The 22,399-nt window shown below is 42.4% G+C and carries 23 protein-coding genes; 22 read left to right on the plus strand and 1 reads right to left on the minus strand.

All coding sequences use genetic code 11. The annotated features are described in order from the left end of the window. Positions 1-318: 318 nt before the first annotated feature. The 3 genes from ACFSN5_RS00785 to ACFSN5_RS00795 all read left to right on the plus strand — a co-directional run bounded on the left by ACFSN5_RS00785 (position 319) and on the right by ACFSN5_RS00795 (position 3,112). Positions 319-1,035: an ABC transporter ATP-binding protein gene (locus ACFSN5_RS00785; RefSeq protein ID WP_165212405.1), complete on the plus strand. Its 717-nt coding sequence runs from the start codon at positions 319-321 to the stop codon at positions 1,033-1,035. Between the two features lie 11 nt (positions 1,036-1,046). Next, positions 1,047-2,159 carry an ABC transporter permease gene (locus ACFSN5_RS00790; protein ID WP_165212403.1) on the plus strand — a complete coding sequence of 371 codons (1,113 nt, stop codon included), beginning with the start codon at positions 1,047-1,049 and terminating at the stop codon, positions 2,157-2,159. A gap of 332 nt (positions 2,160-2,491) precedes the next feature. Beyond that, positions 2,492-3,112, plus strand: coding sequence for a TetR/AcrR family transcriptional regulator (locus tag ACFSN5_RS00795; RefSeq protein ID WP_165212401.1), 621 nt, complete (start codon positions 2,492-2,494; stop codon positions 3,110-3,112). 342 nt (positions 3,113-3,454) lie between these two features. Here ACFSN5_RS00795 and ACFSN5_RS00800 read toward each other — a convergent pair whose 3' ends face one another. Next, on the minus strand, positions 3,455-5,830 hold the full coding sequence (locus ACFSN5_RS00800) for an HAD-IC family P-type ATPase (RefSeq protein WP_165329443.1): 2,376 nt from the start codon (positions 5,828-5,830) through the stop codon (positions 3,455-3,457). A 218-nt stretch (positions 5,831-6,048) separates the two neighbouring features. Here ACFSN5_RS00800 and ACFSN5_RS00805 point away from each other — a divergent pair, with 218 nt between their 5' ends. From ACFSN5_RS00805 to dnaK, 19 genes are all read left to right on the plus strand, one after another. Next, a complete protein-coding gene (locus tag ACFSN5_RS00805; protein WP_165329442.1) occupies positions 6,049-6,423 on the plus strand; it encodes a DUF1033 family protein in 375 nt (124 codons plus the stop codon). A gap of 133 nt (positions 6,424-6,556) precedes the next feature. Further along, positions 6,557-7,504 carry a competence type IV pilus ATPase ComGA gene (gene comGA / locus ACFSN5_RS00810; protein ID WP_165212397.1) on the plus strand — a complete coding sequence of 316 codons (948 nt, stop codon included), beginning with the start codon at positions 6,557-6,559 and terminating at the stop codon, positions 7,502-7,504. After that, positions 7,428-8,471, plus strand: a complete 1,044-nt coding sequence (gene comGB / locus ACFSN5_RS00815) for a competence type IV pilus assembly protein ComGB (RefSeq protein ID WP_277423768.1) — start codon at positions 7,428-7,430, stop codon at positions 8,469-8,471. Before comGA ends, comGB begins: the two co-directional genes overlap by 77 nt. Further along, on the plus strand, positions 8,468-8,794 hold the full coding sequence (gene comGC / locus ACFSN5_RS00820) for a competence type IV pilus major pilin ComGC (RefSeq protein WP_165212393.1): 327 nt from the start codon (positions 8,468-8,470) through the stop codon (positions 8,792-8,794). The genes comGB and comGC overlap by 4 nt, the downstream gene beginning before the upstream one ends. Then, positions 8,748-9,182, plus strand: coding sequence for a competence type IV pilus minor pilin ComGD (gene comGD, locus ACFSN5_RS00825; RefSeq protein ID WP_165212383.1), 435 nt, complete (start codon positions 8,748-8,750; stop codon positions 9,180-9,182). The genes comGC and comGD overlap by 47 nt, the downstream gene beginning before the upstream one ends. Beyond that, positions 9,154-9,447 carry a competence type IV pilus minor pilin ComGE gene (comGE, locus tag ACFSN5_RS00830; RefSeq protein WP_165212381.1) on the plus strand — a complete coding sequence of 98 codons (294 nt, stop codon included), beginning with the start codon at positions 9,154-9,156 and terminating at the stop codon, positions 9,445-9,447. Before comGD ends, comGE begins: the two co-directional genes overlap by 29 nt. Next, positions 9,431-9,868 carry a competence type IV pilus minor pilin ComGF gene (gene comGF, locus ACFSN5_RS00835; protein ID WP_165212379.1) on the plus strand — a complete coding sequence of 146 codons (438 nt, stop codon included), beginning with the start codon at positions 9,431-9,433 and terminating at the stop codon, positions 9,866-9,868. The genes comGE and comGF overlap by 17 nt, the downstream gene beginning before the upstream one ends. Then, the gene (gene comGG, locus ACFSN5_RS00840) at positions 9,846-10,304 is read left to right on the plus strand and encodes a competence type IV pilus minor pilin ComGG (protein WP_165212377.1); all 459 of its coding nucleotides are present in this window, start codon (positions 9,846-9,848) and stop codon (positions 10,302-10,304) included. Before comGF ends, comGG begins: the two co-directional genes overlap by 23 nt. Before the next feature lie 176 nt (positions 10,305-10,480). Then, a complete protein-coding gene (locus ACFSN5_RS00845) occupies positions 10,481-11,434 on the plus strand; it encodes a class I SAM-dependent methyltransferase (protein ID WP_165212375.1) in 954 nt (317 codons plus the stop codon). A 62-nt stretch (positions 11,435-11,496) separates the two neighbouring features. Further along, positions 11,497-12,693, plus strand: coding sequence for an acetate kinase (locus tag ACFSN5_RS00850; RefSeq protein WP_165212373.1), 1,197 nt, complete (start codon positions 11,497-11,499; stop codon positions 12,691-12,693). A 184-nt stretch (positions 12,694-12,877) separates the two neighbouring features. Next, entirely contained in the window at positions 12,878-13,780 is a 903-nt protein-coding gene (locus tag ACFSN5_RS00855; RefSeq protein ID WP_165212371.1) for a LysR family transcriptional regulator, read from the plus strand. A gap of 130 nt (positions 13,781-13,910) precedes the next feature. Further along, the gene (locus tag ACFSN5_RS00860; RefSeq protein WP_165212369.1) at positions 13,911-14,177 is read left to right on the plus strand and encodes an ACT domain-containing protein; all 267 of its coding nucleotides are present in this window, start codon (positions 13,911-13,913) and stop codon (positions 14,175-14,177) included. 11 nt (positions 14,178-14,188) lie between these two features. Beyond that, positions 14,189-15,526: a PFL family protein gene (locus ACFSN5_RS00865; protein WP_165212367.1), complete on the plus strand. Its 1,338-nt coding sequence runs from the start codon at positions 14,189-14,191 to the stop codon at positions 15,524-15,526. Between the two features lie 570 nt (positions 15,527-16,096). Further along, positions 16,097-16,798: a histidine phosphatase family protein gene (locus tag ACFSN5_RS00870; protein WP_165212365.1), complete on the plus strand. Its 702-nt coding sequence runs from the start codon at positions 16,097-16,099 to the stop codon at positions 16,796-16,798. Beyond that, on the plus strand, positions 16,785-17,522 hold the full coding sequence (locus tag ACFSN5_RS00875; RefSeq protein ID WP_165212363.1) for a M15 family metallopeptidase: 738 nt from the start codon (positions 16,785-16,787) through the stop codon (positions 17,520-17,522). Before ACFSN5_RS00870 ends, ACFSN5_RS00875 begins: the two co-directional genes overlap by 14 nt. Positions 17,523-17,541: 19 nt before the next feature. Next, on the plus strand, positions 17,542-18,126 hold the full coding sequence (locus ACFSN5_RS00880; protein ID WP_165212361.1) for a glycoside hydrolase family 73 protein: 585 nt from the start codon (positions 17,542-17,544) through the stop codon (positions 18,124-18,126). Between the two features lie 162 nt (positions 18,127-18,288). Continuing rightward, a complete protein-coding gene (hrcA, locus tag ACFSN5_RS00885) occupies positions 18,289-19,323 on the plus strand; it encodes a heat-inducible transcriptional repressor HrcA (protein WP_165212359.1) in 1,035 nt (344 codons plus the stop codon). Positions 19,324-19,346: 23 nt separating this feature from the next. Next, positions 19,347-19,886 (plus strand): nucleotide exchange factor GrpE, encoded by a 540-nt coding sequence (gene grpE / locus ACFSN5_RS00890; protein WP_165212357.1) that lies wholly within the window; start codon positions 19,347-19,349, stop codon positions 19,884-19,886. Positions 19,887-20,375: 489 nt separating this feature from the next. After that, positions 20,376-22,208, plus strand: coding sequence for a molecular chaperone DnaK (gene dnaK / locus ACFSN5_RS00895; RefSeq protein WP_004226779.1), 1,833 nt, complete (start codon positions 20,376-20,378; stop codon positions 22,206-22,208). Positions 22,209-22,399 lie beyond the last annotated feature (191 nt).

The following is a 22,399-nucleotide window of genomic DNA, read 5'->3' on the forward strand; positions in this document are numbered from 1 at the left end:
GAAATGAAGCTTGCAAAGCAAGTGTTAAAAATGCTCTGGGGAGAGACCGTTTTAGGTCATCACCTTGAAACTAGGGCGTGGTGAAAACCAAATTTTTAAATCTTAGGGTTGATCCCACTCTCTTTTCCTTATGGACATGATTGAATGGTAAGCTAGAAAAACGTTCAAAATAAGATTTTTCTCTTGACAGGTGAGTGATCACTCACTATAATAGAGGTGTTGCTGGGTGAGCAAACACTCACCTGAGATTATTCAGGAGGAAGAGATTAGAAGGCTCTAATTTTCTTCATCTCCTTTTGTCAAAAGGAAGTGACATTGATGGAAAATCGAATTGTTTTACAGAATTTACACAAGATTTTTGGGCCTCAAACGGTATTGGATGGGGTTAATCTGACTCTAGCTAAAGGTGAGATTTTAGGGTTGATTGGGCCATCTGGAGCTGGGAAGTCCACATTGATTAAGACGATGCTAGGTATGGAAAAGTCAGACAGCGGTCAGGCTCTGGTATTAGATACCCAAATGCCTGATCGGCATATCTTAGGGCGGATTGGTTATATGGCCCAGTCTGATGCCCTTTATGAGAGTTTGACAGGGCTGGAGAACTTGGAATTTTTTGGTCAAATGAAGGGGCTTGTGCGAGAGGAATTAACGCGTGCTGTCTCCCATGCGGCTAAGGTAGTTGATTTGCAAAATAGTCTAGAAACCTATGTTTCTGCCTATTCTGGCGGGATGAAACGAAGGCTCTCACTCGCTATAGCTCTACTTGGGAATCCAGAACTCTTAATTTTAGATGAGCCAACGGTTGGTATTGATCCTGCTCTTCGGCGGGAGATTTGGAAGGAACTGCGTGCTATTCGAGACCAAGGGCGGTCAATTTTGATTACCACTCATGTCATGGATGAGGCCGAACTGACCAATCGGGTAGCTCTTCTTCTGGCAGGTAAGATTATTGCCTGCGATGAGCCAGATAAACTCAAGGAAACTTATAGAGTGGACTCTATTGAAGAGGTTTTCCTAACAGTAGAAAGCAAGTGAGGAATATAGAGATGAAAAGTTTAGGAATTACCAAAAGAATTATCAAAGAACTTCTGCGGGATAAACGTACTTTGGCCTTGATATTTATTGCACCAATTGCTATTATGTGGCTGATGAACGTTATGTTCTCAGCTAATACGGATACCGATGTCACCATTGCTACAGTTCATGCGAACAGTTCTGTTGTGAAAAATCTGGATGATGTCAAACACGTAACCTTGGAAAAGTATGCCAGTGTTAAGCAGGCCAAGGCAGATATGAAGACGGGAGAGGTCGATGCTATTTTGACTCAAGATGGGGATAAAGCGTTAAAGGTTTTCCATGCTAATACGGATGCGACTAAGACCAGTGTCGTTCGTCAATCTATCAAGGCAGCTATTATCAAGGATTCTACCCAGCAGTTAACGGATAATGTAAAGCAGGTTCAAAAAAATCTACCACCGATGGCTCAAAAGCAAGCAGCTAGTCGGCAGGTTAGTAAGGTTACTCTTAAGGAGTCTTACAACTACGGAGATAAGGATTCAAATTTCTTTAATAAGATGATTCCGATTTTAATGGGTTTTATTGTCTTCTTCTTTGTCTTCTTAATTTCAGGCATGTCTCTGCTCAAGGAACGAACCAGCGGCACTCTGGATCGCTTGCTGGCGACACCGGTCAAACGCAGCGATATTGTCTTTGGCTATCTCTTATCTTATGGGCTCTTAGCTATTGTTCAAACCTTAGTGATTATTTTTGCGACCATCTGGCTATTGGATGTTAAAGTGGTAGGTTCTATCGGCTATGTTATAATCATTAATGTCTTGATGGCCTTGGTTGCACTTTCCTTTGGTATTCTCCTGTCAACATTGGCAAAATCAGAGTTCCAGATGGTGCAGTTTATTCCTCTGGTTGTCATTCCGCAGCTTTTCTTCTCAGGTCTAATTCCTTTGGATTCTATGGCCAGCTGGGTGCGGATTATTGGAACAGTTTTGCCTCTGTCCTATTCGGGAGATGCTCTAACCAAGGTTGTGATGAGAGGGCAGGGCTTGTCCGCCATCAACAGGGATATTTGGGTTTTGCTTATCTTTGTTATCGTTTTGACAATCTTTAATATACAAGGGTTGAAACGATATCGGAAGGTGTAACGCTAATAAACGTCTAAAGCAGATAGTCTTGAATTGAACCGTCCGTGACTCTGTGAATTGAGATAAAATGGTCTAGAAGTTTGTGTGCTTTGTCGTTCAATGTTTTAAAATTCTTTGAGAGCTTGTCGGCATGGAGTTTGTTATCAAGTGTGAAAACTTAGATAACAAACTTCTGCTTTTAGAAAGATTAATCTGATTGGATTATCTCTCTTGCTAAGACACTGAATAGTATTCTAGTTGATCTCAGAAGTGTCATTGGTAAACTAAAGATAATCAGTAATGATTCAGAGTCTATATATCATTAACTAGTAATAATTTAAATTGAGGAAAATATGTCACAAAATATTGTTAAAGATTATGTTCAGATTTTGGCAGAGGAGAAGATGCCGCCGGGCAAGAAAAAAGCTATGGCTACAGCCATTGAGCTCTTTGCTAAGCAAGGATTTGACGGGACTTCGACGGCCCAAATTGCCACTCAGGCTGGAATCAGTCAAGCCACGATTTTCAAGTATTTTAAGACCAAAGACGAGCTTTTGCTAGCGATTTTGAATCCAGTTATTCCTAGGGTCAAAGATGAATTCTTTAGCAATCTCCTAGCCCATAAAAGATTAGAAGATGCCGTTCATTTTTTAGTTCAGGATCGTTGGACTTTTATCAAGTCCAACAGTCCCTTGCTCAAAATTTTGATCCAACAGTTTTTGACCAATGAAGGATTTAAGACGGAACTGCTGAAGAATTTTCAAGGACTGGAAGACCTGACTGTCGTGCAGGAAATCAAGGCAGCCAATCCAAATTTTCGTAAGGACTTGCCCTTATCCAGTTTGATTCGGCGTATGGTAGGGCCGCTTTTAACCTATTTTTATCAAACTCAGATTTTAGGACTGGCTAGTAAAGATGAGATTCAGGATTTGGCTGATATTGAGGAAGAAATTTTACAAAATGTGACTAAATAGGTCTGATTTTATAACTAGAGTTTTCTAAAGGAAAATAATTCAAGGAAACTTAGAGAGATATAAGATTTTTAGTAAAAGAAGCAGGAAACTGATGATTCTGGAGCCTCTTATTATAGGGATGACAAAGGGCTTTATTACTGTAATATAAAAATCTCTATCAGTTAGACGATAGAGATTTTTGTTATGTGATAGCGTTCAGAAAGTTATGAAGATATAAAAACGTCTGCCATAAGAAGTATAAAAATCAATACAATCGCATAAGTTCTCTGATCTTAGAACATTGATTTCATGCGATTTTTTACTTTAAATTGAATGCTGATCAAATTTTACACTTGCTTTGTTCTATCTTTTAAACCATTTAAGGCGCCGCCATCCCTTGTTAGCGATGAAGTCAAAGAAGGTAGAGAGGTTGCGGTAGATGGATTCACCGACTAGAAAGAAGACAAGCCCCAGCAGGAAGACCTCTAGAGTAACATGGCTGAGCTCAAAGATATTCTTGAGTAAGAGGGCTGAGATGATAAAAGCTAGGATGGATACTGCAATAATCGCAATCTTGCTCTTGGTTAAAGGTCTGGACAGACGAACTAAGGCCATAAAACCGATGATAGAGAGCAGGAAGGTTGAAACGGTTGAGGTTTGATCATAGTCAATTTGAAAGAAGGCAGCCGCTCCGACCAAGAGGCCGATCGCTGCCACGGCCGCCACAGCTGCTGGTAGGGCGTTTTTAAGCACCTTGAGCATGAAATGGCCGGAAATCCGCTTGTTGTTAGCTTCGAGGGTCAATAGATAACTTGGCAGTCCGATCATAAAGGCTGAAATTAGAGAAATCTGCGAAGCCTTGAGCGGATAGACGATAGCGAAAATAATGGACAGAATAGCCAGCAGGAAGGAAAAGATATTCTTAATCAAGAAGAGACTGGCTGAGCGCTCGATATTATTGACAGTGCGGCGGCCTTCGGCGACCACTGATGGCATACTGGCAAAGTTAGAATCGACGAGGACGATTTGCGAAGCATTGAGAGCGGCATCGCTACCGGAAGCCATAGCGATGCTACAGTCGGCGGCTTTGAGAGCCAAAACATCATTGACCCCGTCTCCTGTCATGGCAACAGTGTGGTTATCATCCTGTAGGGCTAGTACTAACCGGCGTTTGAGTTCAGGTGTTACTCGACCAAAGACAGTGTAGGTGCGGGCAGCTTCTTTGACTAGGTCGTCTGTCACTAAGGTTCTGGCATCTACATAATTTTCTGCTCCCTTAATTTTAGCTTTGCCGGCTACATGGGACACGGTCACGGGATCATCTCCAGAGATGACCTTGATAGCTACCTCTTGCCGACTAAAATAAGCAAAGGTTTCAGGAGCTTCCTGACGAATAGGGTTGGAAATCAGGATAAAAGCATAAGGAACAAGTGGGCGATCCAGAGGTTCGACCTGTTCGGAAGTCAATTTGCCAAAGGCCAGAACCCGATAACCTTGGGCAGCGTAGTGATTGACTTCTTCCTCGTAGTTTGGCCAATCTGTCCCCAACAAGATTTGAGGAGCTCCGATTAGATAGGAAAAGCCATCATAGATTACCCCGCTGTATTTATTAGAGGACTTGAAGGGCAGAAGATGCTTTTTTTGGAGAGCTAGGCTGGCTGCCTGCTCCTTAGTAAAGTAGGTTTGCAAGGCCTCCATAGTATCATTGTCTCCAGCTAACTCATTAGCGACACTTGCAATCAGACTGTCTAGGCGGAGACCTGCATCGGGACTTTTACCAAAGGCGTCGGTGGCTATATAGTCTTGAACCGACATGCTATTTTCTGTGATGGTCCCTGTTTTATCAATGCAGAGAACGTCAACTCGGGCTAACTTTTCAACACTTTTCATATCGTGGAGGACAACCTTTTTACGGGCCAGTCGCATGGTGCTAGCCACTAAAGAGATGGTGGTCAGGAGGTAGAGCCCTTCTGGTATAAGGCCGATGACAGCTGCTACCATGGCCTTAACAGCTCCGCCAAAACCAGTTTGGTTGACTATTAGGCTTTGATAGAGCATAATTAGAGCTAGAGGGATAATCAAAATTCCCACCCATTTAACGATAGCGTTGATGGAGCGAATCATTTCGGATTGTTCATCGCTATCAAGGGTCTTGGCTTCCTTGACCAGTTTAGCGGCATAGGTATCCTCTCCGACATGAATAACTTGAGCCAGACAAGTTCCTGCGACAACGAAACTGCCAGACATAAGCTCATCGCCCTCATTTTTGGTGATTTCATCAGCTTCCCCAGTTAAAATGGACTCGTCCACCTGAATATTACTGGATAAAACGTGAGCATCAACTGAAATTTGGTTACCGGCTGATAGCTGGATGACATCGTCTAGGACCAGCTGTTCAACCGGGATGGTTGAAAGTTTGTTATCTCGCAGGACGGTCACATTGGGCGTGGTGACGATAGCTAGTTTGGAGACAATCTTGCGAGACCGCAGTTCCTGGATAATCCCCAGAATAGTATTGATAAAGACTACAGGCAGGAAGGTGAAGTTGCTGATGCCAAGATTACCACTAATCAGTAATAAAATAGTTAAGACTGCAAAAATTAAGTTGAAATAAGTCAGAGTGTTTTCCTTAAGAATTTGCTTAGTTGTCTTCACATCAGAAGTGCTGGCCTTATTGACGAATCCCTTAGCTACGCGGCTAGCTACTTCTTGGCTCGTTAATCCCTTAGTATCTTTCATAAAATCCTCTTTTCCTAGAGCGTGATTACTTTTTATTTTATCACGCTCCCCAAAAGAAAGCTAGGAACCGTTGGAGCTTTAAAAACTTTTAGTCGAGTCAATCCATGTCTTTTTAAAATAAGAATTAGTTAAAATTTCTAATTTTTTGATATTTCCAAGCAAAATTTTTTAACTTCATCAACTTTTCCTATATAATCAGAGTCAGTTAGGATTAAATTATGTATCAAGTAGTAAAAATGTACGGAGACTTAGAGCCTTGGTGGTTTCTCGATGATTGGCAAGATGATATTGTTGAAGTTCAAGAGTTTGAGGACTATTACGAAGCGCTCAGTTATTATAAAAAAGAATGGTTTGATTTGGTGAACCATTACCCCAGCTTTAATAGTAAGAGCAGTGTCATGACGGCTTTTTGGGATAGTAAAGACCAACGTTGGTGTGAAGAGTGCGGTGAAGATTTGCAGCAGTACTATTCACTGGCCCTGCTCAAGGAATGGGAGGCTATTCCCAAGGATTGCCATCGTCCAGGTTATGAGCGGAGCAATGATAATCCCCTTCCTTTCCAATGTCAAATAAAATCATTTGGAAGCCAATGAACCGCTTGTAGAATAGATTGATAGAGATCGAGCCTATGCTCGGTCTTTTCTTATGCTCAATATAGTTTGAAAAAATTTCCGTTTTTAGAAATTTTTTACGAATTAATAGGTAAGCAGGAAGAAGGAGGCTACTATGGTACAGGTGCAGGAGCTAGGGAAGAGTCTGATTGGGGAAGCTGTCAGCAGGCAGGCTCAGGATATTTATTTGCTGCCAAAGATTGATGATTATGAAATTTATCTGCGCATAGGTGATGAGAGACGTCTATTCCAAACTTGCCCTCAGGAACAGGCTATGGGACTAATCAGTCATTTTAAATTTGTTGCTGGAATGAATGTTGGGGAGAAGCGGCGAGCCCAGTTGGGAGCCTGTCACTATGATTTTGCAGATGGTGAGACGGCCGCTCTGCGTTTATCAACGGTCGGAGACTATCAAGGACGGGAAAGTCTGGTTGTTCGCTTGCTCTTTGACAGGCGACGAGAGCTGATGTTTTGGTTTGATGGCCTCAATGCACTGTTACCCAAGATTATTGACCGAGGCCTCTATCTTTTCTCTGGCCCTGTTGGTTCGGGTAAGACGACTTTGATGTATGAGTTGGTCAGTCGCAAGTATGCTGACCGCCAGATTATTACTATTGAAGATCCTGTTGAGATTAAACAGGATCAGATGCTACAGCTCCAGCTTAATCCCTCTATCGAGATGACCTATGATAATTTGATTAAACTTTCACTGCGACACCGGCCAGATGTTCTAATTATAGGAGAAATTCGCGATAAAGAGACAGCCCAAGCGGTTATCAGAGCTAGCTTGACAGGAATACGAGTTTTCTCAACCGTCCATGCTAAGAGTATTCCAGGTGTTTATGCTCGGATTTTAGAATTGGGAGTTTCTCAGGAAGAGTTGGATAATTGTCTGGCTGGCATTGCTTACCAGCGTTTAATCGGGGGAGGAGGATTGATTGATTTTGCTCAAGACCATTTTCAAAGTCACAAGGCTGACAGCTGGAATAAGAAAATTGACCAGCTTTTTACAACAGGACATCTCACTTACGAGCAGGCAGAAGCCGAAAAGATTAAGAACTAGCCGCCAGCGCAAGGTTATTCAGCTCTTTAATAATCTTTTGGAATCTGGTTTCACTCTGACTGAGATTGTGGATTTTCTGGAACGCAGTCATCTTCTGGCTCAGTATTATACACAGGAAATGCGTTCTAGTCTCTTAGCAGGTGAAAATCTAGCTTCTATGATGGGGAGACTGGGCTTTTCTGATGATGTGGTGACTCAGTTGGCTTTAGCCGATATCCACGGGAATACCCAAGGCAGTCTTTTAAAAATTGAGAGTTATCTAGCTAATTTGATGACTGTAAAAAGAAAGCTCTTGGAAGTAGCTAGTTATCCCATCATCCTTTTAACTTTTTTAATTCTTATCATGTTGGGACTTCGCAATTACCTCTTGCCACAGTTGGAGGGAACAAACCTAGCAACCCGTATTATCAATCATTTTCCCATGGTTTTTCTAACAGGAGTTTTGGTCCTAGCATTGGTTATCCTTTTATTAACTTGGTTGCAGAGGCGATCACGAAAAATTTCTTGGTACAGTCATTTGGCTAAGCTTCCCTTGCTTGGCAGATTTGCCAAACTTTACTTGACGGCTTATTATGCGCGGGAATGGGGGAATTTGATCGGTCAAGGGGTGGAAATGAGTCAGATTGTCCAGCTTATGCAGAAGCAGAAGTCTCAGCTCTTTCAAGAACTTGGCCGTGAGATGGAGGATGCCTTGCTGGCCGGTCAAGAGTTTCACAATAAGGTCTTAGATTATCCCTTCTTCCTACGAGAATTGAGTCTGATTATTGAATACGGTCAGGTCAAAGCTAAACTGGGTAGTGAGCTAGAAGTCTATGCTCAGGAGACTTGGGACGCCTTCTTTAGCCGGGTTAACCGAGCAACCCAATTGATTCAGCCTCTGGTCTTTATCTTGGTGGCCCTTGTTATCGTCATGATTTATGCAGCCATGCTACTGCCCATGTATCACAATATGGAGGTACCCTTATGATGAAAAAATTACTCAAACGTTTAAAAGGAAAGAAAGTCAAAGCTTTCACTCTTCTTGAAATGTTAATAGTTCTGTTAATTATCAGTGTTCTGCTCTTGCTTTTTGTGCCTAACTTAGCCAAGCAGAAGGATAAAGTTAAGGATACTGGTGGTGCGGCCGTTGTCAAGGTGGTAGAAAGCCAGGCCGAACTTTATGAATTAAACCATACAGACGATGCCACGGTGTCTAAACTAGTGTCCAGTGGAGATATCACACAAAAACAAGCGGATTCTTACAATGATTATTACAAGAAACATAAGGAAAATCGGCAGGTTCCGAACTAGAGCCTTTACCCTAGTTGAAAGTCTGTTGGTTTTGGCTATTACCAGCTTTTTATTGTTAGCCTTTACAGGTGGCGTTCAAGAAGTTTTTGCAGGGGTACAAGAGAAGCTTTTTTTCCTCTCCTTTGAGCACCTCTATCGGGATAGCCAGAAGCTCAGCAATGCCCAGCAAAAGACCTTGACCTTAAATATTTCAGATGGTCAAGTGACTAATGGACAGGAAAGTCTGACCATCCCTGACACTGTCAGACCCAGTCAATCTTATACCATAGAGTTTTCACCAGAGGGTGGCAATTCCTCACTGGAAAAACTGACCTTTGCAACTGAGAAAGGTTCTGTCTCTTATCAACTTTATATAGGAAGTGGTCGCTATAAAAAAACGGAAAATTAAAGCTTATATTCTTTTAGAAAGTTTGATTGCTCTGGCGGTTTTGGTTACTATCGTTAGCCTGATTCTAGGTGAGATTAATCGGAACCGCCAAGAGTTAGCAGTCAGTCTTCATCGACAAGAAGCGCTCAATGTCGCCCAAATGGCGGTTCAAACCAAGCAGGACCAGTTGAGTCTTAATGGGGTGACTGTCCAAGTTCAGCGAACCTCAACCAGTATTACCGTTTATGAAGACGGAAAGGAGGTCCTTCATGTGTCCAAAAACTAGAATTCGGGCTTTCACCCTCTTGGAGTGTTTGGTGGCTCTCTTGGTTATTGCGGGCAGTGTCATGGTTTATCAAGGTCTGACTCAAGTTTTGGTAACCAATGTCGCTTATATCAGTAAGAATGACGAGGAGGACTGGCTTCTTTTTTGCCAGCAATTGCGCTCGGAGTTAGCTGGAACAGAGTTGGAACAGGTGGCGGATAATAAACTTTACGTAAAAAAAGGAGGTCAACCTTTAGCCTTTGGGCAGTCCCGCTCGGATGATTTTCGCAAGACCAATGCGGATGGGCGCGGCTATCAGCCCATGCTCTTTCATGTCAAAGCTAGCACTATCAGTCAGGATGGTCAGACCATCACAGTTTTTGTCACCTTTGAATCAGGCTTAGAAAGGACTTTTGTCTATGATTTTGCAAAAACGTCTTAGGGCAGGAGTCCTAATCTACGCCTTGCTCATGGCAGCAATCTTTGTTCTGCTCTTGCAGTTTTATTTAGATAGAGTAGTGGCTAGCCAGCGACAGAACCAGGCTTTAGCTAATAACTCACAAGCCTATCTGATAGCCCAGCTGGTCAAAGAGCAGGCTAATCAGTCTTCAGGAGAAATGTCCTTTGAGCAGGGTCAAGCGATTTATCAAAAAGATGGGACTGCGCTGAGCGTGAAAGTAATCCTTTCTGATGGCAATAGTTACTGCTATGATTTTATTGAAAATCAAGAAACTAGTTCATCTAGTTCCAGTAAGGACAAAAAGAAAGGGAAGCCTGCCTCTTCTTCAGCCAGTAGCTCTTCAACATCACAATCAAGTGAAAAAAGTTCGTCTTCGCGCAATGATGAAGATGAGAAAGATCCCAGCGATGGTGTCTGATGCTGTCTTGGAAAAAACGTTACAGACATTAATTTCCAGAATAACTTACTCAGTAAAAAATATACCATTCATTGGATTTTCTGTCTTTGGGCTTTATTACATATCTGAGTTGGGATTTTACTGTCTTATGGGGGCCTTTCGTTCCCATTTTTTGGCATTTTTGTTATGATAGGATTATGAATTTTGAGAAGATTGAAAAAGCTTATGAGCTGCTTTTGGAAAACGTCCAGCTCCTACAAAATAACCTAAAAACTAATAGTTATGATGCTCTGATTGAGCAGAATGCTCTCTATTTGGATGGTAAGACTGAGAATGAAGAAATTCTTGCTAATAATCAAGCCTTGCGACAGCTTGAATTGACCAAGGAAGAATGGAGACGAGCCTACCAGTTTCTATTTATCAAGATGGCTCAGTCTGAGCCTCTGCAAGCTAACCACCAGTTTACGCCAGACAGCATTGGCTTTGTTCTGCTTTTCTTGCTGGAAAATCTAACTAAAAACGAAAGGCTGGATGTTCTGGAAATTGGTTCTGGGACTGGCAATTTAGCTCAGACGCTCATTAACAACAGCAGTAGACAGCTGGATTACATGGGGTTGGAAGTTGACGACTTACTGATTGATTTATCAGCTAGTATCGCTGATGTGGTGGGCTCAGAAGGGAGTTTTGTACAGGAAGACGCTGTGCGGCCCCAGCTGATTAAAGAAAGCGATATTATTGTTAGTGATCTTCCTGTTGGCTACTATCCTAATGATACTATAGCTAGTCGCTATCAGGTGGCTGCTCAAAATGAACATACCTATGCCCATCATTTGCTGATGGAGCAGTCACTTAAATACTTGAAGGCTCAGGGCTTTGCTATCTTTCTAGCTCCGGTTAATCTGTTGACTAGTCCTCAGAGCGATTTGCTTAAAGGCTGGCTCAAGGGTTACGCAGACATTGTGGCGGTCATTGCTCTACCAGAGGAACTCTTTGGCAATCCTGTTAATGCTAAGTCTATCTTTGTCTTGCAAAAGCAGAGCAGTCAGGCACCCGAGACTTTTGTTTATCCTCTGAGTGATTTGCAGGACCGTGACAATCTCCTAGATTTTATGGAAAATTTCAAGAAATGGTCAGCTGATTATATTCTTTGATGAGAAAATTTGCTATAATGGAATACGGATTTAGAAAACGTTTACATTAGAAGAGGTAGCCTATGTCAAAAACAATCGCAATCAATGCTGGGAGCTCCAGTCTCAAATGGCAGCTCTATCAAATGCCGGAAGAAGAAGTCTTGGCCAAGGGGCTCATTGAGCGCATTGGCTTAAATGATTCAATCTCAACAGTTAAATACGATGGCAAGTCTGATTCGCAAACGCTAGATATTCCTGACCATACCATGGCAGTTCGGATTCTTTTAGAAGATCTGCTTAAGCATGGTTTGATTAAGGATTATCAGGAGATTACAGGAGTTGGTCATCGGGTTGTCGCTGGTGGCGAATACTTTAAGGAATCTGCCTTGGTTGATGAAAAAGTGATTGAACAGGTTGAGGAACTGTCACTTTTAGCCCCGCTTCACAATCCAGGGGCTGCTGCTGGGATTCGAGCTTTCCGAGACATCTTGCCAGACATTACCAGCGTAGTTGTTTTCGATACATCTTTTCATACAACCATGCCTAAACATGCCTATCTCTATCCTATTCCGCAAAAATATTATCGTGATTACAAGGTGCGTAAATACGGAGCTCATGGTACCAGCCATCGGTATGTCGCTCAGGAAGCGGCTAAGATGTTAGGCCGCCCTCTCAATGAATTAAAATTGATCACGGCTCACATTGGAAATGGTGTTTCTATCACGGCTAACTACCACGGGGAATCAGTGGATACCTCTATGGGACTGACGCCGCTGGCCGGCCCTATGATGGGAACCCGTTCAGGCGATATTGATCCAGCTATTATTCCTTTTTTAATTCAGCAGGATCCAGACTTGGAAACAGCTGCCGATGTGGTTGAAATGCTTAATAAGAAATCAGGTCTCATGGGGGTATCTGAAAAATCTAGCGATATGCGAGATATTGAAGCTGGTATTGAAGCTCATGATAAAAACACAGTTCTAGCTTATAATATCTTTATTGACCGTCTCAAGAAGTTTATCGGTCAATACTTCGCCGTCCTCAATGGAGCTGATGCTCTGGTCTTCACCGCAGGTATGGGTGAAAATGCTATCGGTATGCGTCAAGATATCATTGCTGGGCTCTCTTGGTTTGGTATGGAGATCGACCCAGAAAAGAATGTCTTTGGCTATGTCGGTGACATTTCAACTCCAAATTCTAAGGTTAGGGTTCTGGTCATTCCAACCGATGAGGAATTGATGATTGCGCGTGATGTTGAACATTTTAAGAAGATGCGATAAGGTTTTGGTTAAAGAGTTCATGAAAAGAAAGCATTCGAATCCGTTCGGGTGCTTTTTCTCTGGCGAAATTTGTATAAAAAAAACTAAAGAGTTGATTAAATTTTCCTATGGCTATTTCCCTTCTAATTGAATCTAGCTCTGCTATAATAGGAGCAAGTTTTTCAAAAGAAGGGAGTGACCTGTATTGAATTTTCAACAGTGTCGTTATGTTGAGGCAATTGCAGAAACAGGTTCTTTTAGCCAAGCTGCGAAAAAGCTGTATGTTACCCAGCCCAACCTATCCGCTTCTATCAAGGATTTAGAAGCGGAACTGGGTGTGCAGCTCTTTGTCCGCTCCAATACGGGTGCCAGATTGACTGATGATGGGAATGATTTCATCAAGTATGCCAAACGGATTATTGGGGAGCTGGACTTATTGGAGAAGCGTTATCAGCAGAAATTTCGCAAGGGTTTCACGGTAGCTTCCCACCATTATGATTTTCTCTTCCTGCCCTTAACTGAGATTGTTCAAACATTTGAGGCTGACTATCAGGAATTTCAGCTGATTGAGACGACTACCAAGAAGATTCTCAGAAGTGTTGATAAATTTGAAAGCGACCTAGGGATTATTTATCTGGATGCTGATAATCGTCCTATTCTGGAAAAATCTTTGGTTAATCAGGATTTAAGTTTTACCTCCTTGGGGGAATTTCCAACGCGAATTTTTCTGCGGAAGGGCCATCCCTTGGCAGATAGAAAAGTTCTGACCAAAGCTGATTTGGAGGGGTATCCTCAGGTGCGTTTCCGTCAGGAAAAGTCCGGCTTGAATTTTGATGAGGATACTTTAGAGGTTTTGGATAATCAAACTATTATGTACAGTAATGACCGAGGGACAGTTATGAACTTGCTGACGGCCTCAGACGCTTACGCTTCGGGTTTAGGAATTGTCAATGGATTTATCAAAGAGCAAATAGTCCTTATTCCGCTGGCAGATAGTCCAGTCCATACCTTAGGTCTCGTGACCAATAATAAACGCAAAAAAACTCCCATTATAGAAGCCTTTATTGAGCGAGTAAAGGCTAGTTTAGCAGAAAGTGAAAGAAATTAGAGAGTCGGACTTTGCTGGCTCTTTATGTTTTAGGAAAGTTCGGATTTACAGTGATACTTCTAATAATTTTTGAAAGAATTTCCAGATATGTGCTAAAATACTAACAATACCAAGAAAAAGAGGAAGAAACATGAAAGCAATTATTACAGTTGTTGGTAAAGATAGCCAAGGGATTGTGGCAGGAGTTTCTGCCAAAATCGCTGAATTGGGACTCAATATTGATGATATTACCCAAACCATTTTGGATGAGTATTTCACTATGATGACGGTAGTGTCCTCTCCTGAGAAAAAGGATTTCACCTTCCTTCGCTCGGAACTGGAAAAATTGGGGGATAGTCTGGGTGTTAAGATTAATATTCAAAGCTCGGCTATTTTTGATGCTATGCACAAGTTGTAAAGGAGATTTCCATGGATATTCAACAGGTTACAGAAACCATTGCCATGATTGAGGAGCAGAACTTTGATGTTCGCACCATCACTATGGGCATATCGCTTCTTGACTGTATTGATTCCGACATCAATCGGGCAGCTGATAAAGTTTATCGTAAAATTGTCGACAAGGCCGCTAGATTAGTTGCGGTTGGTGATGAGATCTCGGCAGAATTGGGGATTCCTATTGTCAATAAGCGGGTCTCAGTTACACCGATTGCTATCATTGGGGCAGCAACGGATGCGACCGACTATGTCCCTCTAGCTAAAGCTATGGACAAAGCCGCTAAGGAAATTGGTATCAATTTTATCGGCGGTTTCTCAGCCTTGGTACAAAAAGGTTATCAAAAAGGCGATGACATTCTCATCAAATCCATTCCCAGAGCTTTGGCTGAGACTGACTTTGTCTGCTCCTCTGTCAATATTGGCTCGACCAAATCGGGTATCAATATGACGGCTGTTGGGGATATGGGGCGGATTATCAAGGAAACCGCTCAGCTGTCCGAGATGGGGCCGGCTAAGCTGGTAGTTTTTGCCAATGCGGTTGAGGATAATCCCTTTATGTCTGGAGCTTTCCATGGGGTTGGTGAGGCTGATGTCGTCATCAATGTCGGTGTTTCTGGTCCGGGGGTCGTTAAGCGAGCCTTAGAAAAGGTCCGGGGTCAGTCTTTTGATGTTGTGGCTGAAACTGTTAAGAAGACGGCCTTTAAGATTACCCGCATTGGTCAGCTGGTCGGCAGCTTGGCTAGTGAGAGACTGGGAGTTAAATTCGGTATTGTTGATCTCTCCTTGGCTCCAACGCCAGCGGTAGGAGATTCGGTGGCTCGGGTTCTGGAGGAAATGGGACTTGAGACTGTCGGTACCCATGGGACAACAGCAGCCCTAGCCCTTCTCAATGATCAGGTCAAAAAGGGCGGAGTGATGGCCTGCAATCAGGTTGGGGGTCTGTCTGGCGCCTTTATTCCAGTATCTGAGGATGAAGGTATGATTGCTGCAGTGGAGGCTGGTTCGCTTAATCTGGAAAAGTTAGAAGCTATGACAGCCATCTGTTCGGTTGGTCTGGATATGATTGCTATTCCAGAAGATACTTCAGCCGAAACCATTGCTGCTATGATTGCTGACGAAGCTGCTATCGGTGTTATCAATATGAAAACAACTGCTGTTCGCCTGATTCCTAAAGGCAAAGAGGGAGACACCATCGAGTTTGGCGGTCTCCTTGGCTCTGCTCCAGTCATGTCAGTCAATAAAAAGTCATCGGCAGATTTCATTGCCCGCGGCGGACAAATCCCCGCTCCAATTCACAGTTTTAAAAATTAGCATTTGCTTCCTCACCAATCTTGGTGGGGATTTTTTTTCTACTCTCATTTTAAGATACTGATTGGTGGTAAAACTAATGGTACTTATATTCTTTGAAAAACCAAACTTGACCAAGTACGATTTGTACTGTTTACTGTTGATGATTTGAGTTATCAAATTTTTTATTGCCAACCTTATTTTGATAAAGAGGAAAGCGCGCTTCTTTATTACTGAAGGCAGAGTTTATGCAGACGTTATATCGAAAAATCCTGCCTGAGTCGGTCAGATTGAGTGGACAAATCTCTGTCTCGCTTAGGTTATCTCTATCTTCAATAAGAGCATCAGTCTGGCAAACTAATAAAAAACGGATTGTCTTTCCGTATTATCATGGAGTTAATTATTACTGGAACCATGATATCTCTGCCATCGTCGCCTGTTTAGCAATAGGGCTAACGCCAGAAACTGTTCACTAATATTTATGAATAATAAGCGTCCTACGTTTTTCATTATTGTCATTAGCGTCTTATTTATCAGCTATTTTTATTTCCTTAAATTTGTTATAATAGAAAGAAAATCAAGGAGAAGGGCCTTATGACAAAAACACGCTTATTTATTGCCCGCCATGGTAAAACTATGTTTAACACTATTGGGCGGGCTCAAGGTTGGTCTGATACGCCACTGACTAAAGAAGGTGAGCGGGGGATTCAGGAACTTGGCCTAGGCTTAAAGGCAGCAGGTCTAAATTTTGTTGCTGCCTATTCTAGTGATAGCGGTCGGACCTTGCAGACTATGGAAATTATTTTACGAGAAATGGGGCAGAGTGACATTCCTTATAAGCGAGATAAGCGAATTCGTGAATGGTGCTTCGGCAGCCTTGACGGTGGTTATGATGCGGAACTCTTTAACGGGGTCGTGCCAAGGGTTTTCGATAAGCCAGTTGAAGAAATGACCTACCAAGATATGGCTGATGCTATTCTAGCAGTTGATACAGCTGGTTGGGCTGAACCTTGGGAAATTCTGCGAGATCGAATTCTATCTGGTTTTACTGACATTGCTAAAGAAGTTGAGAGCCGAGGTGGTGGTGATGCGATCGTGGTCAGTCACGGGATGACTATTGGTACTTTAATGGGCTTGATTGATTCCAGTCTTCCAAGGAGTTTAGCTCTCGATAACGGTAGCGTCTGTCAGGTAACTTATGAGTCTGGTACATTCCATATTGAAGCGATCGGAGACATGACTTATCGACAAAAAGGTCGAGAAATTTTAGCAAAGGAGAACCATGAAAAAGTCTAGTCGCAACTTTTTTATCGTTGTTATTTTAGGATTAGTCGTCATTTTTAGTTTTGCCTTCCTGCATGATAAATTGGCCTCTCGGTCAAATCAAACAGGAGCCAGTCAGTTGGCTAAGGTCAAAAAAACTAAGAAAGTTGAATTGAGCTCGGATCTGCCTGATGTTTCAGCAGATGATTGGCAGTTAATTGTGGTTAATCGTGACAAGATTACTAAGGAACTTAATCCTGATTTGACGGTTATTGATAATATCAAAGTGGATTCGCGGATTGCGGACAAGGTCAAAGAATTTTTGGCAGCTGCACAAAAGATTGATAGCAGTGAGCATCTGATTTCAGGTTACCGCAGTGTCGAATATCAACAGGAACTCTTTGACTCCTATGTTAAGCAGGAGATGGCTAGCGACCCTAGTTTGAGTCAAGACCAAGCTGAGGAAAAGGTTAAAACCTATTCCCAGCCAGCCGGAGCTAGTGAGCACCAAACAGGATTAGCAATTGATATGAGTACGGTTGACAGCCTCAACGAAAGCGACCCTAGCGTTGTAGAGCAACTGAAAAAGATTGCGCCGGATTATGGCTTTGTTCTTCGTTTTGAAAAGGGGAAGAGCAATTCGACTGGGGTTGATTATGAGGACTGGCATTTCCGCTATGTTGGTAAGGAGTCAGCCAAATATATGACCGAGCATAATCTGAGCTTGGAAGAGTATGTGGCCTTATTGAAGAATTAGGATAGGAGGATGGAATAATATGCAATCAAGGCTCAAGTTTCGGCCTTTCATGATCGTTTTTGGGCTTGTTTTAGCCCTTATTCTTCTGCCTCTCCTGTTTAACATGAAAACAAAGGCTGCCAATACTAAGGTTAGCACTTCTTATACAGAAGCTTCCTTCATTAAAGAGGTTGCTCCGGTAGCCCAGAAGTTATCAAAAGCCTATGGCGTTAAAGCTTCTATAATTATTGCTCAGGCGGCTCAGTCATCCAATTATGGCTCTAACTTACTGGCTGTGCGCTATCATAATTTCACAGGTACCTTAGCTCAGCCTGGGCAGGCTAAGATTGTTTTAACCACTCAGTCTTATGAAAACGGTCAGTGGCAGACGGTTAAACAACCTTATGCTATTTATACCAACTGGCAGGATAGTTTGACGGCTTATCTTGAAGCTATCTCTTCGGGTATGTGGGGAAAGCAGCTTTACACTATCCTAGCCACAACTGAAGAGTATGTTACGGCAGCTCAGGCTCTGCAAAAAGCAGGAGTCAATGCAGATCCTGACTATGCTAATAAGCTTATTACGATTATTCGGGAAAAAAATCTTACTCAGTATGATAGTTAGCATTTATTTTTTATAAGGACAGCCGAATTAGCACTCTTTAAAAAAGAGTGCTAATTTTTTGTGCTTTTCTCTTGACAGTTGGTTTTAGAGCGGTATAATAGAAACATAAATTAGCAGACTTAGTTTAAGAGTGCTAATAAACTTTTGGATTGGAGGTCCGTGATGATTACCCAGCGGCAAAATGACATTTTATCCATTGTGGTTGAGCTGTTCACGCAGACACACGAACCTGTCGGATCCAAGGTTTTACAAAATTATATTGCTTCTAGTAGTGCCACCATCCGTAATGATATGGCTGCCTTAGAAAAAATTGGCCTCTTGGAAAAGGCGCACACATCTAGTGGTCGCTTGCCAAGTCGTCAAGGTTTTCAGTATTATGTTAGTCATCTCTTAAATTTTGAGAGGATTGATGAAGCTGATGCTTATCAAGTTATCAAAGGTTTTGATTTTGAATTTTTTAAACTGGAAGATTTGTTGCAAAAGGCCAGCGATCTTTTAGCAGAGTTGACAGGGTGCACAGCAGTTGCTTTAGATGTTGAACCAAGCAATCAACGCTTGAGTGCTTTTGATATTGTCAAGCTCAGTCATCACGATGCTCTAGCTGTCATGACCTTTGATGATTCCAATACGGTCACCAGTCAGTTTGCTATTCCTAAGAATTTTCTTGATGAAGACTTAGTTACTTTAAGCGGTTTAGTGCGTGAGCGGTTTTTGGGACAAACAGTCATGGAGATCCATTATCGGATTCGAACCGAGATTCCGCAGATTGTTCAGCGCTATTTTAAGACAACAGACAATGTCTTAGAATTATTTGAGCATATTTTTAAGGAAATGTTTGTTGAAAAGCCGTTTTTAGCTGGCAAGGAGAATCTCCTCAAGTTTTCTGATGATCAGATCTACCGTTTCTTTGACAAGACCCAAGAATTAGCTTTGGAAATTCGTCAGTTGCTTCAAGAAGATAAACCTTATGCCATTCGTCTGGCAGATGAGAACCAAGCCGGTTTGATTTCTTTAACACAGCTGTCCTATAAATTTCTCATTCCTTACCGAGGTTTCGGCAGTTTAAGTCTATTTGGACCCGTGACGATTGATTACCAACGAGCATTCAGTCTATTAGGAATTGTCAGTCGAGTTTTGACTATGAAATCAGCTGATTTCTATCGTTACCTTAGTAGCAATCATTATGAAGTCAATTAATAACATTTAATGAAGGAGGCATTATGTCAGAAGATATTAAAAAAGAGGAAGTGACCGAAGAGACTCAGGCTTCTGAAACGGAAGACAAGTTGCAAACAGAAGCGGCCCCTGAGGAAACTACTGAAAAAACAGAATTGGAAGCAGCTTTAGAGAAAGCTGAGGATTTTGAAAATAAATTCTTACGGGCTCACGCGGAGATGCAAAATATTCAGCGACGTGCCAATGAAGAGCGTCAGCAGCTGCAAAAGTATCGTTCACAGGATCTCGCTAAGGCAATTTTACCTAGCCTGGATAACTTAGAGCGTGCTTTGGCGGTTGAAGGCTTGAGTGATGATGTGAAGAAAGGCTTGGAAATGGTACAAGAAAGCCTGATCCAAGCTCTCAAAGAAGAAGGCGTGGAAGAAGTAACAGTCGAAAGCTTTGATCACAACCTTCACATGGCTGTTCAAACCTTACCGGCTGATGATGAGCACCCAGCAGACAGCATTGCAGAAGTTTTCCAAAAGGGCTACAAACTGCATGATCGCCTGCTTCGGCCAGCCATGGTGGTGGTATATAACTAGTCAATAATGATGGGCATTAAAACGCCTCACCATTATACGGCAACCACTATGGCGGATTGCCTAGACTCCTTACTAGCTCGATAGCAAAATGGTATCGATTTTGCTATCTCACGTTGTAACTATGCAATGATGATAGCTAATAAAAATAAACTTGTCCGAAATGACAGTAAACTACTCGCAACAAAGAAAGAAGCAAGCCAAAGGCTTGCCCAAAGCGATATTTTTCGCCGTGGTGATAGTCAGATAACAAGTCGGGTTATCTGACAGGGGATTTTTGAGACTTTAGGCTCAAAAATTAGCCATGAAACCGAAGGTTTGCTAGCGTCCCCACCACTTAAGAAAAATATCAAAAAAACTTATAATTAAAAAAGAGGAAAATGAAAGGAATTGAACGTTGTTGTCAGTCGCTAGAGGAAGAAAGCGATGCTTCCTCCCTCTCCCGATTGAAAAGTCCACCGGACTATTTCAACGTTCTTGGTATCTTATACTATGTCTAAAATTATTGGTATTGACTTAGGAACAACAAACTCAGCAGTTGCCGTTCTTGAAGGAACTGAAAGTAAAATTATCGCTAACCCAGAAGGTAATCGTACAACTCCTTCTGTTGTCTCATTTAAAAACGGAGAAATCATTGTCGGTGATGCGGCTAAACGTCAAGCGGTGACTAACCCAGATACGGTTATCTCTATTAAATCTAAGATGGGGACTTCTGAAAAAGTTTCTGCTAATGGTAAAGAATATACTCCTCAAGAAATTTCAGCAATGATTCTGCAATACATTAAGGGTTATGCTGAAGATTATCTTGGTGAAAAAGTTGAAAAAGCTGTTATTACAGTCCCTGCTTACTTCAACGATGCCCAACGTCAGGCAACGAAAGATGCTGGTAAAATCGCGGGTCTTGAAGTCGAACGTATCGTCAACGAACCAACCGCAGCAGCTCTTGCTTATGGTCTTGATAAACAAGATAAAGATGAAAAAATCTTAGTGTTTGACCTTGGTGGTGGTACTTTTGATGTCTCTATCCTTGAATTGGGCGATGGTGTCTTCGATGTATTGGCTACTGCTGGTGATAATAAACTAGGTGGTGACGATTTCGACCAAAAGATTATTGACTACTTGGTTGATGAATTCAAGAAAGAAAACGGCATTGACCTGTCAACTGACAAGATGGCTCTGCAACGTTTGAAAGATGCTGCTGAAAAAGCTAAGAAGGACTTGTCAGGTGTCACCCAAACACAAATCAGCCTGCCTTTCATCACTGCCGGTGATGCTGGACCGCTCCACTTGGAAGTCTCATTAACACGTGCTAAATTTGATGATTTGACTCGCGATCTGGTTGAACGTACCAAGACCCCTGTTCGTCAAGCTTTGTCTGATGCTGATTTGAGCCTGTCAGAAATTGATGAAGTTATCTTGGTTGGTGGCTCAACGCGTATCCCAGCAGTTGTTGAAGCGGTTAAAGCTGAAACAGGTAAAGAACCAAACAAATCTGTGAACCCTGATGAAGTCGTAGCTATGGGTGCTGCTATTCAAGGTGGTGTTATCACTGGTGATGTCAAAGACGTCGTACTTCTTGATGTGACCCCATTGTCACTTGGTATCGAAACCATGGGCGGTGTCTTCACGAAGTTGATTGACCGCAACACAACTATCCCAACCTCTAAATCACAAGTCTTCTCAACTGCGGCAGATAACCAACCGGCCGTTGATATCCACGTTCTTCAAGGTGAACGCCCAATGGCAGCGGACAACAAGACTTTGGGACGCTTCCAATTGACAGATATTCCAGCTGCTCCTCGTGGTGTGCCACAAATCGAAGTAACATTTGATATTGACAAGAACGGTATCGTATCTGTTAAGGCTAAAGACCTCGGTACGCAAAAAGAACAACACATCGTTATCAAGTCAAATGACGGTCTTTCTGAAGAAGAAATTGAACGTATGATGAAAGATGCGGAAGCTAATGCTGATGCTGATGCTAAGCGTAAAGAAGAAGTTGACCTCAAAAATGAAGTTGACCAAGCTATCTTTGCAACAGAAAAGACTATCAAAGAAACCGAAGGTAAAGGCTTTGACACTGAACGTGATGCTGCTCAATCAGCTCTTGATGATCTTAAGAAAGCTCAAGAAGACAACAACTTGGACGATATGAAAGCTAAGCTGGAAACCCTTAACGAAAAAGCCCAAGCCTTAGCTGTTAAAATGTACGAACAAGCTGCCGCAGCTCAACAAGCCGCTGGTGGAACTGAAGGCGCAGCTGATGCTGGATCATCAGATAAAGGTGACGATGACGTCGTAGATGGTGAGTTTACTGAGAAGTAAAAACCTTCGGGGAAGGTTTTTAGCCCCTGAGCTTAGAAACTAGAAGCGAAGGGTTCAGGTTCGAAGGACTGTTTTATCTCGAGCTTAGAAATTCGAGAGCAAGGCAGATTCGGGGGATTGTTTTAGCCTGCGAGCCAGAAGCTAGAAATAAGCAGTGGTTCACTGGACTGTTTTATTCTGAGCTTGGAGAT

It is taken from the genome of Streptococcus tangpeifui, assembly GCF_044503215.1.
GTDB lineage: Bacteria > Bacillota > Bacilli > Lactobacillales > Streptococcaceae > Streptococcus > Streptococcus tangpeifui.